General features: G+C 42.0%; 14 protein-coding genes and 1 tRNA gene. 8 read left to right on the forward strand and 7 right to left on the reverse strand.

All coding sequences use genetic code 11. The features are described 5' to 3' along the window. Positions 1–30 precede the first annotated feature (30 nt). Positions 31–2,397: a DNA internalization-related competence protein ComEC/Rec2 gene (locus CXF82_RS17725; RefSeq protein WP_101091840.1), complete on the reverse strand. Its 2,367-nt coding sequence runs from the start codon at positions 2,395–2,397 to the stop codon at positions 31–33. Between the two features lie 32 nt (positions 2,398–2,429). On the opposite strand from CXF82_RS17725, the gene CXF82_RS17730 reads away from it, so the two are divergent. Next, complete coding sequence (locus tag CXF82_RS17730; protein WP_101091839.1) at positions 2,430–2,939, forward strand: DUF2062 domain-containing protein; 510 nt, start codon at positions 2,430–2,432, stop codon at positions 2,937–2,939. A 115-nt stretch (positions 2,940–3,054) separates the two neighbouring features. Here CXF82_RS17730 and CXF82_RS17735 read toward each other — a convergent pair whose 3' ends face one another. From CXF82_RS17735 to yejK, 3 genes are all read right to left on the reverse strand, one after another. Then, a complete protein-coding gene (locus CXF82_RS17735) occupies positions 3,055–3,897 on the reverse strand; it encodes a M23 family metallopeptidase (RefSeq protein ID WP_102044683.1) in 843 nt (280 codons plus the stop codon). Positions 3,898–3,916: 19 nt separating this feature from the next. Beyond that, a complete protein-coding gene (locus tag CXF82_RS17740; RefSeq protein ID WP_101091837.1) occupies positions 3,917–4,798 on the reverse strand; it encodes a 6-carboxytetrahydropterin synthase in 882 nt (293 codons plus the stop codon). A 239-nt stretch (positions 4,799–5,037) separates the two neighbouring features. Next, positions 5,038–6,066, reverse strand: coding sequence for a nucleoid-associated protein YejK (yejK, locus tag CXF82_RS17745; RefSeq protein ID WP_101091836.1), 1,029 nt, complete (start codon positions 6,064–6,066; stop codon positions 5,038–5,040). Positions 6,067–6,529: 463 nt separating this feature from the next. On the opposite strand from yejK, the gene CXF82_RS17750 reads away from it, so the two are divergent. From CXF82_RS17750 to CXF82_RS17760, 3 genes are all read left to right on the forward strand, one after another. Further along, positions 6,530–6,748, forward strand: coding sequence for a YejL family protein (locus CXF82_RS17750; RefSeq protein WP_101091835.1), 219 nt, complete (start codon positions 6,530–6,532; stop codon positions 6,746–6,748). A gap of 84 nt (positions 6,749–6,832) precedes the next feature. Beyond that, entirely contained in the window at positions 6,833–8,617 is a 1,785-nt protein-coding gene (locus CXF82_RS17755) for a DUF3413 domain-containing protein (protein ID WP_101091834.1), read from the forward strand. Between the two features lie 157 nt (positions 8,618–8,774). Next, positions 8,775–8,851, forward strand: a tRNA-Pro gene (locus CXF82_RS17760). 68 nt (positions 8,852–8,919) lie between these two features. On the opposite strand, the gene CXF82_RS17765 is transcribed toward CXF82_RS17760, so the two are convergent. Next, a complete protein-coding gene (locus CXF82_RS17765; RefSeq protein ID WP_101091833.1) occupies positions 8,920–9,144 on the reverse strand; it encodes a cytochrome c3 family protein in 225 nt (74 codons plus the stop codon). Positions 9,145–9,606: 462 nt separating this feature from the next. Here CXF82_RS17765 and CXF82_RS17770 point away from each other — a divergent pair, with 462 nt between their 5' ends. Further along, entirely contained in the window at positions 9,607–11,796 is a 2,190-nt protein-coding gene (locus CXF82_RS17770; protein ID WP_102038689.1) for a sensor domain-containing diguanylate cyclase, read from the forward strand. Here CXF82_RS17770 and CXF82_RS17775 read toward each other — a convergent pair. Beyond that, positions 11,786–13,225 carry an alpha/beta hydrolase gene (locus CXF82_RS17775; RefSeq protein WP_102038701.1) on the reverse strand — a complete coding sequence of 480 codons (1,440 nt, stop codon included), beginning with the start codon at positions 13,223–13,225 and terminating at the stop codon, positions 11,786–11,788. The genes CXF82_RS17770 and CXF82_RS17775 overlap by 11 nt on opposite strands. A 112-nt stretch (positions 13,226–13,337) precedes the next feature. Between CXF82_RS17775 and CXF82_RS17780 the strand changes: the two genes are divergently transcribed. Next, entirely contained in the window at positions 13,338–13,802 is a 465-nt protein-coding gene (locus CXF82_RS17780) for a DUF6942 family protein (protein ID WP_102038690.1), read from the forward strand. Between the two features lie 76 nt (positions 13,803–13,878). On the opposite strand, the gene nadE is transcribed toward CXF82_RS17780, so the two are convergent. Next, complete coding sequence (gene nadE / locus CXF82_RS17785) at positions 13,879–14,709, reverse strand: ammonia-dependent NAD(+) synthetase (protein ID WP_101091830.1); 831 nt, start codon at positions 14,707–14,709, stop codon at positions 13,879–13,881. 186 nt (positions 14,710–14,895) lie between these two features. Between nadE and CXF82_RS17790 the strand changes: the two genes are divergently transcribed. Next, positions 14,896–15,720: an AraC family transcriptional regulator gene (locus CXF82_RS17790; protein ID WP_102038691.1), complete on the forward strand. Its 825-nt coding sequence runs from the start codon at positions 14,896–14,898 to the stop codon at positions 15,718–15,720. A 110-nt stretch (positions 15,721–15,830) separates the two neighbouring features. Next, positions 15,831–16,277, forward strand: a 447-nt coding sequence (locus CXF82_RS17795; protein ID WP_102044684.1) for a LysE family transporter, incomplete at its 3' end; no start/stop codon positions are given.

A 16,277-nucleotide genomic window follows, 5' to 3' on the forward strand; every position in this document is an offset into this window, starting at 1 on the left:
GAGAATTTACGTATTGGCAAAAGAAGCATTCTACTCTGGATTTTTGATCTCACCAAACCTAAACACTTTGTTATACCAAAATGGCGCAAAATCTGACCGATATGTATAAATTTTGGTACTGTCAGACTGAAAAACAACACTGACTTGTCCCTGTTCTCCAGTCACTAACGTATCAATACCCAAATCATCATATCGCGCCCAAACATCTTTCTTGGGAAAACCATATCGGTTATTAAACCCCGCAGGAAACAACACCAGTGTTGGTGATACCGCATCAATAAAACGTGCACTTGAAGAGGTTCTGCTGCCATGATGTGGCGCTGTCATCACTGAACTGGCAATGCCTTTATGATGTATAAGTTTTTGCTCCGCTTCATGTTCAATATCTCCCGTGAGCAAAATACTGTTGTTATCTTTGAATAAACGGATCACACATGAGCCATTATTGCCTTTAGCAGGTATTAAAGGACCAATAATCTCGAGATTGATGGTTTGCCACACAATATTTTTAGGTCGACAATTAACCGTGCCCCACCTTTTATCATCTGCTATAACGATGGCCTCGGGGTAAGCCGTCATAACGACTGACACGCCACCAGCATGGTCATTATCAGCATGGCTAATCACTAAGTAATCAATGTTAGTAATGCCTTTACTCTTTAAAAACGGCAAAATTATACGCTCGGCATAACTAAAGTTTTCACCAAAACGGGCTCCGGTATCGTAAATAATAGCTCGACCATTGCGCTCTATCACGGCTGACATCCCTTGGCCTACATCCAATAAATGTACCTTCCATTGCTGATGTTGCACACCAAATATCGCTTGATAAGCCAGTATTAGGGCCGGCAGCGACATGACACTAAAGGCGAAGCGCCAATGCATAGCGCGAAATTGCAAACAGAGCCAAATCCCAAGTATCGCGCTCAGTCCAGCAGCTATCCATTGTGTTGACAGATCAAGCCAAGCAAACTCGATACTGCTGCCCATGTCTAACAGCATCAGTACCGGTTCCATCGTTAACTGTGTCAGCCAAAAAAGATTAAGTGACTCAGGAGCAACACCCGCCAACATTGCCATGATAAATATCAACAGTGATAATAAAGCAACGGGTAAAACAACAAAACTAAACCAAGGCACCAGAAGAAAGTTGATTGCAATACTGATTATCGACGTACCAGCAAAGAAAGTCGCTTGTACTAGCCCTAACACAAGAGCCAATCGCCACTGTATCGCCCAAAATGCAACAATCCAGTGTTGAATGCCACTGCAGCCATTAGCCACTTTTATACGCAATACTTTGGCAATTGAGCTAACTGCAGGCTGATTGGTCGCCACGTTAGTTTCTAAGGCTTCAAGCCTTTGCGGATTAAACCTTGCTATAGTGATTAAAATAACCGTCAACGCCATAAATGACAGCCAAAAACTGGCACTAAGTGGACTCAAAGGATCCAGTAACAACACCATAAATAGCGCATACAACAATCTCTCCCAACTGCTTGAAAAACGGCTCAATACCCATGACGATATATAGGCTAATAGCATAATGAGGGCGCGTTGAGTTGATACCGAAAAACCCGCTAAATACGCGTAAGCAATTGCCGTCACGGCACAAAGCACCATAGCGATAACATTGTTACGCCGTCCTTGAGTCGGCAAAAAGTGAAACAGTAACGTTTTACTCAGCAGGAATATCCAAAAGCAAGCCACTGATAAATGTAGGCCTGATATCGCAAACAAGTGACCCGTACCGGTATTTCTCAGCTGTAACCAACGCTCTGATGTCATTAGGCTTCGATCGCCAACTAAAAGAGCAAACAGCAAGTCTTGTGAAGAGTACTCAGCCAATGCGGGTTTTAACTGTTCAATGAGCTTGTCTCTAACACCTTTTTTGTCGCCGAGTAACAGCCCTGCCGTCACCTTGCCTTTAGCAAAAACATGTTTACTCAGTAGGTATTTCTGTTGATTAAATCCTCCTTCATTTAAAGGGCCTGTAATCGACTTGGGCTTAATAGTGAATAACCACTGTTGGCCAACCTTAACTTTTGGCGGTTTTGACCACGATAATCTAAGCTTTCTTGTGAGCTTGTGGGGCAAAATTGAATCAACCAGCATAATATCCATACTAATCCAGTCGCCGTTTGCATGAACTAGTGATATGATTTCGCCCCTAACATTGATAGCGTCAGTATTTTCACCCGTGTCCCAGTCCATTAATAACGCATAGAACATCGTTATCCAGCTGAGTGCTAATAAGCAACCAGCTAACATAGGGGCACGCTGAATCACGACCACAGCCATTAGAATACACAACGGCACCAAGGATAGCTGAGGGAGCGATGGCCAGATCATTGCTGATAATATCGTGGCGCAGAAGCCACACATGAATCCATTCATAATGAAGTTAGTTAAGACAGTAAATTCGAGTTATGCCAAAAAAACTTATAAAAAAATTTATGCCCAAGCCTGAAACACTGCGTAATCATAAAAATCTACGCATGTTCGGCGATCTATTACTAAAGCCTAACTTATGGGCTCTCAATAGGCGTTCAGCACCGGGGGCGTTTGCTGTAGGACTTTTTGTTGCGTGGATCCCAATGCCATTTCAGATGGTACTGGCTGCAGCGCTAGCGATTTTATTTAACGTCAACTTACCCGTTGCCGTAGCGCTTGTTTGGATCACAAACCCCGTTACTATGCCGTTTATGTTCTATATGGCCTATATACTAGGGGCAAAAATATTGGGGCATCATCCGCAAGAGTTTGCTTTCGAGGCTAGTTGGCAATGGGTTGAGTCATCCATAGAAACCATTGGCCCCTCTTTTCTAATAGGCTGCTTGGTTTTTGGATTACTGTGTTCGGTTACGTCTTACTTCACCATTAAAACGTTATGGAAGTACTCAGTGCTCTTTAAGTGGAAAAAACGCAACAAGGAATAGCACACAATCTCTTTTAATGTGCTGTACAGCAGGCTTTGATAACGTATACAGTCTTAATAACAAAAAAGCAGCTTATCGCTGCTTTTTTTGTTATGTAAGAGGTTCACCTTAGACGCTAATGCGCTGTTTGATTTTCCAGTACGCTTTTCATCGAAGGGACGATGCTGGTTGGATCAAGTCGCATCTGATACCAATTCACTCGCCAGTCAAGATGAGGCCCTGTTGCACGACCTGTCGCGCCAACTTCGGCGACCTTATCGCCTTGTTTAATCTCTTGGCCTTCTTTCACGTACAACTTACTTAAATGTAAAAAGCTTGAACTAACACCGAAGCCATGATCAATAATCATCGTTCCACCAGAGTAGAACATATCATCAACAGCAAGCGATATAACACCATCAGCAGGTGCAACCACAACAGTCCCGGTTTTTGCGGCAACGTCGACCCCATAATGTGGAGTGCCAGGTTTACCATTATAGACACGTTGACTGCCGTAAACGCCTGAAATACGCCCCGTTAGCGGCCAAATAAACGTTTGGTTAAACGCGTTGCTTTTAGTAAATTGTGTTCGTGCCGCTTTGACTTGCTTACTGTCTTGTGCCGCACGATTTTGGGCTTTGGGATCAGGCTTCATGATTTTCTTACTGATCCCATTCACATTTTGGATCTTGTATTGTCGCTTTGCTAAAGTCAGCGGCTTTAACTCTGTTAATCCGTCAGGATAAACAAGTTTAAGCAATTGCTTGAGTTGTGCCTCCCGAGCAAAACCAAACGCAAATTGCCCTTCAGAATTTACATCAATAGCAGCATCGTTTAAATAAACCTGAGTACCCGGTTTAACTTTGGCGCGAATTAACGAACCTTGTTTAAGCTCGCCATTCAATTCAACTTGAGCATTTACCTGCAACGATAAACTGCTCACGAGACTTGCAATGACGATAGGGATTATTTTGCTCAAAGTGAGATCCTAAAAAAGACTAGTTATTGGCTTTTCGGCTGGCAATTGCACCCTTGCCAACGCCTTCATAAGCGATGACTTTAAAATCACTGCGGGGTACTTTTTCTGACAAGGTTTGCACCATGTAGTCAGCTAACAATTCAACCGTCGTATCATGTGGCAAAACATCGCAACACTCTTTTGGCATTGCAAGCTGAAAATCACCTTGTGGCGCTTGATAATGAAAACCAAAATGAGTGTTGTCGCTGACGTTTGTCTGTGGTGACAGCGTTAGGGTGTTCACCGAGACACAATCTTCTTCGCTACCGAGGTAGATATCGTGCCAGCGTTTAGCCCAGTACTCATCCCATTTAGGCGCTGCTGCGCCGTTTTCAAATACGGTCACGGGGCTTCTGTGCCCATGAGCGATACGCTGACAGTTGCCATCATGCTTCTTTAGGCCATGGGTATAATGGTAAAATGGAGCGTCATGGAACTCATTTCTCAACGTCAAAGAGATCCCCTCAACGTTTGCAGGCAAGACCTCTTTAAGCGCTTTTTGCAAAAACGCATTTACGCTTTCAAAATCGATGATTTCACTTGGAATTAAGGCAAATGCTTGCGAAGGACACGCTAAATGTATATCCCCTTGCTGGCTACTAAAATCCATCCATACTCGGTCACCTTGCTGTTGCCAACGAACTTCACTACAAGCAGTAGGCACCAACAAACGATGATCAGCAATATCGTCTATAGTACTTTTAATTACACGCTTCACTTTGGCAAAATCGAGCACCATGTTTTGCTCATCTAAACCACCGTCGAGCAAAACATCGACAATCCAGCTCTCTCCTACCATGCCACGAATAGGACAAAGATAAGAAAAATCAATAACAGTTAAATCTTTAACAAACAGTTGCATTTGAGCTCCTAGGTAGAAAAACAGTCTACCTTGCACCGTCCAGGCAGCGATGGCTGCAGGATGTAATAACAGGTAAAAAGCAGCTTTTTAGCCGCCCTCTTTAGAATTTCTGTAGCTTACAATGATAAGCATTATTATTCGACCACTTTAAGCCTAATCAAGGCTATTATCTGCTGCCATAAAAAAACCGAGTGCTAATACACTCGGTTTAAACCCAACAGAGTTAAACTCTTCTTTTTTTATTCGCCTTTCAAGCGACGATCCAGTTGATCTTTAAGGTTTGCAGGGACGCCTTTGATGATAATGCTGTCTGACACTGGGTCGTAAATAACTCTTTCGCCCAAGTGTTGACTATCAAAGCTCAACGTTACTCCACCACCCGTACCTGAAAACTTCTTCAACTGACGAAGTGTTGGCTTGTCTCCTGGGAACTCCTCTTCAAGCTCATAGTTACCGCCTTGAGCAAATTCATAAAATGAATCCATTCCTTGATCCGCTAACTCATCAGCGAGATCTTTCATGTGAATGTCAGCCCCTTCATCACAACGTTCGGTGCAGTAATCAAACACGCGCTCACGAGCGACTTGACGCTCATCTTTGTTTAATTCGCTGCCGCCGACAAAATCTTCAACCGCATTCAATAGTGATTTATTTTGCGCTTTGGTGTTAACACCTTCAACACAGCCCATGAAATCGAGGAAAAAATCAGCCACTTTACGGCCCGCTCGTCCACGGACAAAAGATATGTACTTTTTAGAGTCAGGATCGGCTTGCCATTCCGTTAAATCAATCCGAGCAGCAAGTAGTATATTGTTGAGATCAAGGTGGGTATTTTGGGTTAACTCCATATCATCTAAAACGGTCATTGATGACTTGGCGTTCAGTAGCGACACAAAAAGGTAATCACTGGTCATGTAGGTATAACAGGACAGTAACAGGAAACCACCGGTACTAAAGTCATACTTGGCTAACTCTTCTTGCAACAATTTTCCAGCAATACCCGAAAACTCAACAAAGCCCAGTGCGTTATTACGATATTGGCTCAGTGCGGTTTCAAATTGGGTGTTAGCTTCACCATCTTCACCACTAATACCGAAGTGGCCAAAGCCTTTACCAGCCTTACCTGTATAGGTGTGATGGAGTTCATCTAACATCGTCTCAACGGCTTGACTATTTAATAGCGGTTGTGGGCGTAACCGACAGCTGAGCTGACCTTCTCCATCTTGAGAAATGGCATGGATAATTGCTTGTTCGACGTTAATACTCATTGAGCCTCGATAGAAAGTTGCTTAGAGCGATAGCCTGATAGTCAGCTCTATATGAAATAGATAAGTCAGTTTACAACCACAGCCGTAAGATAACATCTGCTGTGCCGGAAACATTTAGGCAGACATCATACCAGACAAAACCCAGAAATCCATACGGAAAATAGTGGCTAGAAGTGTAATCGATCACACTGAAAAAGCACGCTAATGAAAGACAATAAAAGATGAATAAATCAACGTATTTCTGACTAAAAGATGTAGGTTGAATAACCTAGTTTGATTAATACTCTTTGCCGATTATGCATTTAACCGCTATGTTCAGAATAATATGGAAGCACGACCTTACTCACAGCATCGATTAGTTAAATGATAAAAGCACTCGCTCAATGGTAAAAAGTGCAGAGCTTATTGAAAAAATCCGTTATTATATGCCGTTAATCAGGACTTAAAGTGAAATTTTTCAATTATGGCTATCAAATCAAAATATTCAAACACGCAAGTTGAGTCTATCATTGCTGAGCTTTTAGCAGTATTAGAGAAACACCAAGCCCCCACAGACTTGAGTCTGATGGCACTTGGCAATTGCGTTACACATTTATTGCAAAACAAAGTGCCTGCAGAATCTCGCGCCGTTGTTACCGAGCAGTTTGCCAAAGCATTATCTCAGTCAGTAAAAAATAACTAAGATTAAATGTAGGAACCACATTGAGTAAGGGTTTAACGATAGTGATTAAACCCATTAACCGCATTTACAGAATAATGGGTCAACATGGTTGAGCGACAAAAACAGTTAGGACGAGATCGAGTTTCACGCTTAATAAGCTGGGGACATTGGTTCGCTTTCATTAATGGCTTACTTGCTATTGTGGTTGGTTATCGGTATCTCGACACTGTCGGTTTTCCTGAATCGATTATAGGCTCGGTTTACCTCGCATTCAGTACCATTGGCCACTTCAGTTTTCTTGCTTTCATGGTTTATCTGGTATTCATTTTCCCCGTCACTTTGTTGCTACCTTACTCAAAAATCCTCAGAGGCTATGCGGCCGTTGTGGCGACCTTAAGCTTGTGTATATTGCTATACGACACCATTATTTATGACGACTACGGTCTGCATCTTAGCCCTTTTGTGTTTGACTTAGCGTGGACTGATCTCAACGGGCTACTGCAAGGTACCTCCTATATTATTACGCCTATCGGTATTTTAGCGATTGAGCTTACCCTCGCTAATTATCTATGGAAGCGTATCGAAAAAATTCGTAAGCGCAATTATGGCAACAAAGTTGTTGTCGTTGTTGGTATGTGCTTTATCGCCAGTCACCTTATTCACATATGGGGAGATGCTGCCGAAGTCACTGAAATAACACAATTTGATGATGCTTATCCACTATCCTATCCCGCGACAGCAAGAAGCTTTATGGAAAGTTATGGCATTGATAACACTCAAGTTCATCAAACGAACCTCCGCCCGAAAATCAGTCTTAAATATCCTCTAACGCCAATGCAGTGCGTGGCGGATGATAAGCCCAATATCCTATTTATTGCCATTGACAGCCTTCAAGCAAAGCTTGTTAATGATACGACCATGCCCGTTTTAGCAGCCTACGCTAATAAAAACCTCTCTTTTCAACAGCATCTTAGCGGCGGCAACCAGTTTAATAGCGGCATGTTTAGTCTACTTTATGGCTTGCAAGGCAGTTATATGAACGCAATAGACCTGCACTATGAAAGCCCGGTATTGACTCAAGAACTCATCGCCAGCGGCTACCAATTAGGTTTATTTACCACCGTCGATACTCTTGCTCGCCCGCAAGCAATTTTTAATGACTTTGAACGTATTGATGCTCAACACCAAGATAGTTATGCCCGCTCAGACCTCAGTTCGATTAACAACTGGCGCCAATGGACTCAAGCAGCAACAAAACCTTGGTTTACGTTATTAAACCTAAAATCACCCGATAGCTATGATACTCCTATCGGTTTCTTGGGGATTAAAACGGTAAAAGCAGACAAAGCACTTAAGCCTGCACAAAAAGTATTATTCAATCAATACCGTCAATCTTTGAATTTTATCGATACTCAACTCGAAAAAATCTTGAGCGACCTACCCCAGAACACCATGGTTGTGATTACTGGTGTCAGCGGGAAAATGTTTACCAGCAATCCTAACGAAGCCAGAACCAATCTATCTCCTGACAGTGTTAGAGTACCAATGGTTATCCATTGGCCAAACCAAAGGGCTGCCAAGCGTATCAACTACAGAACGACCCACAATGCCCTTGTACCGACATTAATGGTCCAAACATTGGGTTGCACTAACCCAGCCACTGATTTCAGCGCCGGCAGCAGTCTTATGCAGCCCAGTGATGAGTCATGGGTCTATACTGGTGATAACCGTATTTTCGCCATTTACCAAGAATCTGAAATAACCACGATTGATCGCCACGGTAAATATCGAATTTACGATAGTGAATATAAGAAACGCCTTAAAAAGAAGTTGAGTGCACCCGAGCTAATTGAAGTGATGCGCGAAGGAAGACGCTTTTATATTCATTAAAATAGCGTCAAAAGAAGACATACCCAAACAACTTGGGTATAAACTAGCCAAACAAATCGAAGACTTTAATGAAGCGCTTGCACTCACAATTATGACTTGATACAGTGCTTGCTCTTCAGAATGCCCCTTAGTTTATAACTTGTTCTGTAGCAAAATTCGGGATATGGCCTAGTTCGGTAGGGCGCTTGTCTGGGGGACAAGAGATCACAGGTTCAAATCCTGTTATCCCGACCAAATATCAATAAAAAAAGCCAGCTGAAAAGCTGGCTTTTTTTATTGGGAACTCACAGCTAACGATGTCGTTAGTCGTGACAATCAGCACACTCTTTGATTGTTAAGTCGACAGTGTGGAGCTCAGCATCAAGCTCATGTGCACTCGCCATATCATGACAATCGTTACAAGTGTTGATTGTCGCTTCCATTTCAGTGTGAGCAGCCACGTCGATTTTTTCGTGGCAATCGGTACAATCAACCGCCATAGCTGAAGCGGAAAAGACCAGCACTGCGAACATAGATAAGTATTTCATAACGGTTCCTTAATCACGGAGTAGTTGCACTTAAATACGATTTTTCACCGTCGATTTAAGATGCACGTTCAAAAACCCCACCAGCTAAAGTCCATTAATTAATAGAGACTTAGACCATGGGATCCCATGACTAATATCATATGAGTTAATATTAACTGAATATTAAAAGATGCCCTATTGATGAATAAATGCTGGATAAAAAATGACTGGATATCAATGCTGTGAACTCGGTCATGTCCGCAAGCGACTAAGACTAAATAAGGTAGGAAAAACTAAACAAAAATTCACATAGCGATTTTTTATACAATGACCATAGTCACAATGACTAAATACATCGAAATCCAGTTCGGTGGCACCATAACAGTTGCTATCCGGTAGAAAAGTTAATAGATTGTAAAGTGTGACTTATAATAAAAAATGGCTAACGTGTAATCTTGCTTAGCCAAATCAAAGGTTTCGCTTTTGGACAAAATCAACCAGAAAAAACTTCTCATCGCATCCATATTAGGGCTAGTAGGTTTCATCATTAACCTCTACCCATTGCCTCTATTTGCCAATATACAACTTATTCTCGGTAATGCCACTTACGTTATTTGCGCCATCTTATTCGGCCCTTGGTATGCACTCTATACAGCAATGATAACCGTGTCAGGCCTGTTTATCGGGTGGGATAGTTGGCATGTTTATTTACTGTTTCCAATAGAAGCTGTATGCCTAGGTTTAGCAAGGAGAAGAGATCTCTACTCGCTCTATGCAAGTATCGCTTTTTGGATTGTTATTGGGATGCCACTGTTTTATGTGTACGCCATACTCAATACCAATTTACCGAGTAGTCACCTACCATTTATCATACTAAAGCAAGGTATTAATGGGGTTTTCTATACAGGAATAGGCTCATTACTTGTTATCTTAACCCCCTCTTTTTGGTATTTTCAACCGAAAGCTAAACACAAGCAACGACGCACTTTTAATGCGCAGTTAACCTACGCATTTACTCTCGTCATTTCCTTAGCGCTACTTTTAGCTGCACTATTGTTTAATAATCAGTTTATTAATCGTTATCAATCACTATTAAGCGATAACATTAAAGAATCAGCACTGCAGTTAGGAACCTTGGCTCAAGCCTACATAGATACTCATGTTCAAGCGTTAAACAATGCCGCTAGCGGATTAAGTTTAAGCGAAACAACCTTAGCTCAACAGCAATTATCGCTGTCTAAACTGCATCAAATGTACCCAGGCTTTATCACTATGCTCATTGCCAACGAACAAGGACATATCAAGGGAGCGAGTCCAGTTTCACGATTAAAAGATCTCACTGGTAACGATACCGACCTCAGTATTATTGATCGAGATTACTTTATTGAATCGTTTGTAAACCAACGAAATTTCATATCACCGGTCTTTTTAGGCCGAGGTTTTGGTAACGATCCTATTGTCGCGATAAGTGCTCCTCTTTATGCTCCCCATAATGCATACCGTCCTATTGGGATTATTGAAGGTTCGCTGGATCTAAACAAATTCAAAGAGATTGATGAAACAAATAAAAAGTTCAAAAATCAATCTATCGTACTCGTTGACCGTACCAATCGCGTTATTTTTGCTTCGCCGGAACTGAGTATCAACCCACTATCTGCATTTAGCTATTCACAAAATAATACTAATTATACAAGTCCTTTGCCGATGCTGAATATTATTGATAAAGATAACATGGCACCTGAATATGTATTTGCGTCCTTCGAGCTGGAGAATAAATGGACGCTGTACGTGCTTAATCCCTTTAGACCTTTAGTGTTATTAGTCGAAAACATGTATATAGCAACCTTTGCCATACTGGTAATTTCACTGTTAATTACTTTTTTTATTACTCGGGTTATCAGCGCCAGATTGACACTGCCATTAGAGAGAATTGCCAGTAGGTTCAGTACCTCAAATGAAAACGATAATCACGACTACGGCATTGATGACGAATCACCTAAAGAGGTCTACTCACTCTATATGCGTCTTAAGCAAAGCAAGAGCTTGCTCATTGGCTACCAATTAGCGTTAGAAGAAAAAGTAGCGTTAAGAACATATGAATTAGAGCAGGCGAATATCAAGTTAAAGACTCTTGCAGAAAAAGACTCACTCACAGGGCTTTATAATCGCCGCTATGCTGAAGATCAGTTTTCAATAATCCAAGAGAGCTGCCAAAGAACTGATGAAGTCATTGCCATTGCCCTATTGGACCTGGACAGGTTTAAACACATAAACGATACCTATGGTCATTTAAGTGGCGATCTCACGCTTAAGACCGTTGCAAGCCTGTTAAACGATGACTTTAAACGGGATGGTGATATTATCGTGCGTTTTGGCGGGGAGGAGTTCCTCATCATTATGCCTTTGTGTAACGCATTGAAAATAGAATCTCACCTTGAACACTTTAAACAAAAGCTAGCGGACACCATCATTGCCCCTCCTGGTAATACAGCCCCTTTTAATGTGACCACAAGTATTGGAGCCGTTATCGCTAATGGCACTTACAGTGATTCTCTTGAAGACTGGATAAAGCAAGCCGATATCAACTTGTACAGCGCTAAAAATGGCGGTCGAAATAAATTGGTATTTACAACCTTGTCAGAAACCCCAGCTGAAAACGATGTTAATCAGTAATAACCTTATCCATTTTGTCCATCATATAACCAAAAAATGGATTCCATTTTTGTCGAAGAACCTCACTTGCAGGAACGCTAAGCACTCCGCGTTCTCCTTTTGAAGCTCCTGCACCGATTTGGATCCTATTGCCAGCCTGTTTTTTATATGGGCCATATAGCTCGTCGTCTTGGGGAAAGGGTAAGGCAACATGGGACAATGAATAAACCTGTTTAGGCCAATGCTGAATAACAGCTTCAATATCGGCTCCATTAGTGAGATTTCTTGCCTGTACCGCTCCCCTTCCCCCTCCAGTATTTTCGATTAATGTAAAATCGAAATCTAGTTCTGTCGTGTCAACTAAATCAAAGAAAGGGAGCAAAGGATCCGTTGGCATTAGGCTTAAATTAACTTGAGTACGATTAATATCGAACATCACTAATTCATGGTTTTCCCCCTGCAACCGCAGATACAGATCTCGCAGTACCGCCATGGTATCAACGGTGTCGTCAGTCAAAGATTGAAAGGTGAGTACGGGCGCCAGCCGAGCAAGCGATTGACTATCGAGTTGGTTTAATAATTCAACATTTCGACTTGCAAGCTGATAGACCACATCGCCAGCATTAACGGCAAATGAACTGTATTTGAAAGGATCATATTCGGTTTGAATGCTGTTCCAGCTTAGCTTATCTAACCCCAAAAAATTGCCCAGTATTGCCTGCCATTTTGCGCCTGCTGCCACTGGCGGTAGACCTATTGCGGGTGAGACAAACACCAATCCAGAAAAATCGCCAGCATCCCCTACCCTTAACTTCTCTAGCTCATGATTAAGCGCCAGCGCTGCACCCGTTGAAAAGCCAACCACATACAGCGGTTTATCCTGCAGAACCTGTTTCATATGCTCTACAGCAATAGAGACTGCTGCAGCCATGTCCTGCCAATTTATATCGGTAAGCCCAGAGGGCAGTGTTCCATGGCCTGGTAATCTTAACCCTAGAACATGAGCCGATTCTTGGTAATGCTTTGCAAAATATTGCATTGTATAAGGCGAGTCTGACATTCCATGCAGTAACAACACGCCATATTGCGCATGCTCATTTTTCCACTCAAAGCTTCGATTCCAATTTTGCTGCCACTTATTAGGATCAGAATAACTCCCCGGTAAATAACGATTAACCACTAACAAAGAGTCAGATGTTGTTTTAGCGGTAACCTTGCGCTCAACCTCTGCGAACAGTTTATCTTCCAAACGCAGGTAATCATCAAAGTTGGCAATGCTGGGTTGTTGCCTATATTGTGCCTCAAGCTCCGTTGTGTGCCATAAATCCAGCGCCGGGCGTGAATTTAAATACCAAACAGCACCCGCAATTAAGGCGATGCTGGTTCCCACTGAAGAGTAAAACAGTGCAAACGCCAAATGCTTAGTTGAACCAATAATAATGGATTTCATCATCAAATTAACTCACTGATTTAAGTTGTTGGTATTCATTAATAAATCGAAATAGTATACACACTAGATATAGCTAACTTACACTGCTTTTAACGCGAAACAAATAGACACTATGATGATCGGAACAGAACTGGCGACAATTTGCTTTTATCTACCAACCCCTCCAAAACTACCAGAGAACTGGAGTTACCAGGATTTAAATGCAACGCAATCCATGATTGTATTAAATGGTAACCATTGGCGGAAAATTCTGACTATCATGGCAAAGATAACCGTTAATGGCCAAGATTGGCGACGCTATCGTGATACGCTATTATTAAAACAAGAAGAGTCGATAGTGATTACCGCCCTATCTTTGCAATCCGAACCGAAAGTTCACATTATATGTGGACAGGAAAGCGCCCAGAGTCTACAAATAAATAGAGCGGAATTTATTCCTATCAGCACTCAATGTAGCAGCCTACTGAAACACCCACATCAGTCCATTTATCTTTGTCCATATTTAGATTATCGACAATTTCCTAACAAACAGATTAATCAATTAAGACAAGAACTCGGATTACAGCCGCTTGATTAGCCCAATTAAGATAATAAGAGTTAAGTTTAACAGACCAAAAAAAAGCGCCTATAAGCGCTTTTTAAGTGATAAACCGTTAATCGTAAATTGTCGGGATAGCGTCACGCTTATGCTGCGTCGCGCGGTAAATGCCAATCAATTTACTATTGACGAACTCACTAACCTCTTTGCCTTCAAGAAAATCATCTATCTGGTCATACGTCAGACCTAGTGCTATTTCATCTTCTAATTGAGGCTGTCCCTCTTCAAGATCTGCAGTAGGCGCCTTATGGACCAAGATATCGGGCGCGCCTAAAAAGTGAGCCATCTGTCTTATTTGACGTTTATTCAAGCCGAATAATGGGGCTAAATCACATGCTCCATCACCCCACTTGGTATAGAAACCGGTAATATTTTCTGCACTGTGATCTGTACCTACCACTAAACCTGCCACTAGCCCTGCTATCTCATATTGAGCAACCATGCGCATTCTTGCTTTGACATTGCCTTTTACAAAATCCACTTTAGCGCTATCAGGCAGTATCATTCCAGCAGATTCAATCGCATTGATGGTTTCACTATGAACCCCATCTACACCTTGTTTAACATTCACAGTCACTTGTTTAGACGGGTTGATAAATTGACATGCTAACTGAGCCTCATCTTCATCCTGTTGTACATCGTAAGGAAGACGAACGGCAATAAATTGGTAATCATTCTGAGCAATGCTTTGATTAAGTTCATCAACAGCTAACTGGCATAAGCGCCCGGTTAGCGAAGAGTCAACGCCACCACTGATCCCGAGGACAAGGCTTTTGCAGTGTGATTCCTTGAGTTTCAGTTTGATAAAGGCCACCCGTCTTTGCACTTCATACTCTGGCTCAATAGCCGCTTGAACCTTCATTTCACGTAGAATCTGTCCCTTCACAAGCTGTGCTCCAATAAAATGACGATATTTAGCAAATCAGCTTGGTATTATGAGCCAAAATACTGATTAATACAGTGTTATCTTGTAACATATTTTACTACTGCAATTTTTTCCTAGCCTATATAATTAACCAACCGCTAAAATAAAAAAAACTCAGCGTAATCCCGCTTCGAATGGTGAAAATGAATGATCGAAGAGAAAATTGAATATTGGCACAACCCAATAGTGCCTGATATCGAGCTCAGTAAAGCTAGCTTTCAGCGCTTTGAGTTCGATCAACATATTCATCTCGACTATCACATAGGCGTGGTGACTAAAGGTGGACAAAAATATCAACATAAAGGGACTAGCTATCAACTTGATAAAGGGTTTATTTCGACTCTAAACCCCGACGAAGCACATAATGGACAAAGTACCCAAGTACAAGGTTATCAAGCCAATGTTATGGCTATCCCGGTAGATTATGTCAATCAAATCGCCAATGAGCTTTGCATTAATGAACAATTTTTCAGCTCACCTCTTTGTTGGGCCCCTGACCTGCATCTCGCCTTTTCACATTTACATAAAATACTCACGAGTCCCCAGACACAGCAAACGAGACTCTCCATAGAGACACATTTACTGGCTTTACTCACTGAACTATTTGAACGGTTTGGGGCTGTTCACACTCTCACGCCTACTCGTCACGCCCTCTCCCAACAACAGCTGGGTAATATTAAGAGCCAGTTTCACGATGAACTGTACAGAGAATTTAAACTCGATGATTTAGCCGTTGCCACAGGCTTAAGTAAGTTTCAGTTTTTACGTCAATTTAAATCGGCAACAGGTATGACCCCACACGCCTATTTAAAACGCATACGACTGGAGTATGCCAAAAAGGCGTTAATCAAAGGCGAGCCGATAATAGACATTGCACATCAAGTCGGTTTTTACGATCAGAGTCATCTAAATAAGGCGTTTAAGAGTGCCTTTCTTATCACGCCATCACACTTTCAAAAACGAGTGCTTTAGTACCAGGATCTTTCACAGCACCAATATGTCGCCCAACCTGCAATAATTTACAATACCTAACACCAACGATCAGCCATCATAGATGACAATATTATTATTCGGACTTTTTTATGGAACTGCAATTGCTGCTCTCTTTAGCCATCATTCATTCGGTCGCACTCGCCAGCCCTGGACCCGATTTTGCGTTAGTCGTAAAAATGGCAAGCCAAGAAAGTCGTGCCACTGCCATTGCTGCCGCGATAGGGATCTCGGTGGCTATCTTACTGCATAGCCTACTTAGCCTTACTGGTGTCAGCGTGATCATTAAGAGTTCGCAATGGCTATTTATTGCAGTCCAACTCATTGGGGCATCATATCTAGGTTGGATGGGTATAGGTGCCGTTCGTAGCGCGATGACACACTTTCAAACTAAGCGGGCTAAAAAGGATGCTATTGAACTGGGATCCACAATAACGACCAATACAGCTCATAATGGGCTGTCCATCAAGCAAGGGTTTCTCCGGGGTTTGTACACCAACTTACTTAATCCAAAAGCAATGGTGTTCTTTATCACCTTA

The sequence above is a fragment of the Shewanella sp. GutDb-MelDb genome (assembly GCF_002836075.1).
In the GTDB taxonomy this organism is placed as follows: domain Bacteria; phylum Pseudomonadota; class Gammaproteobacteria; order Enterobacterales; family Shewanellaceae; genus Shewanella.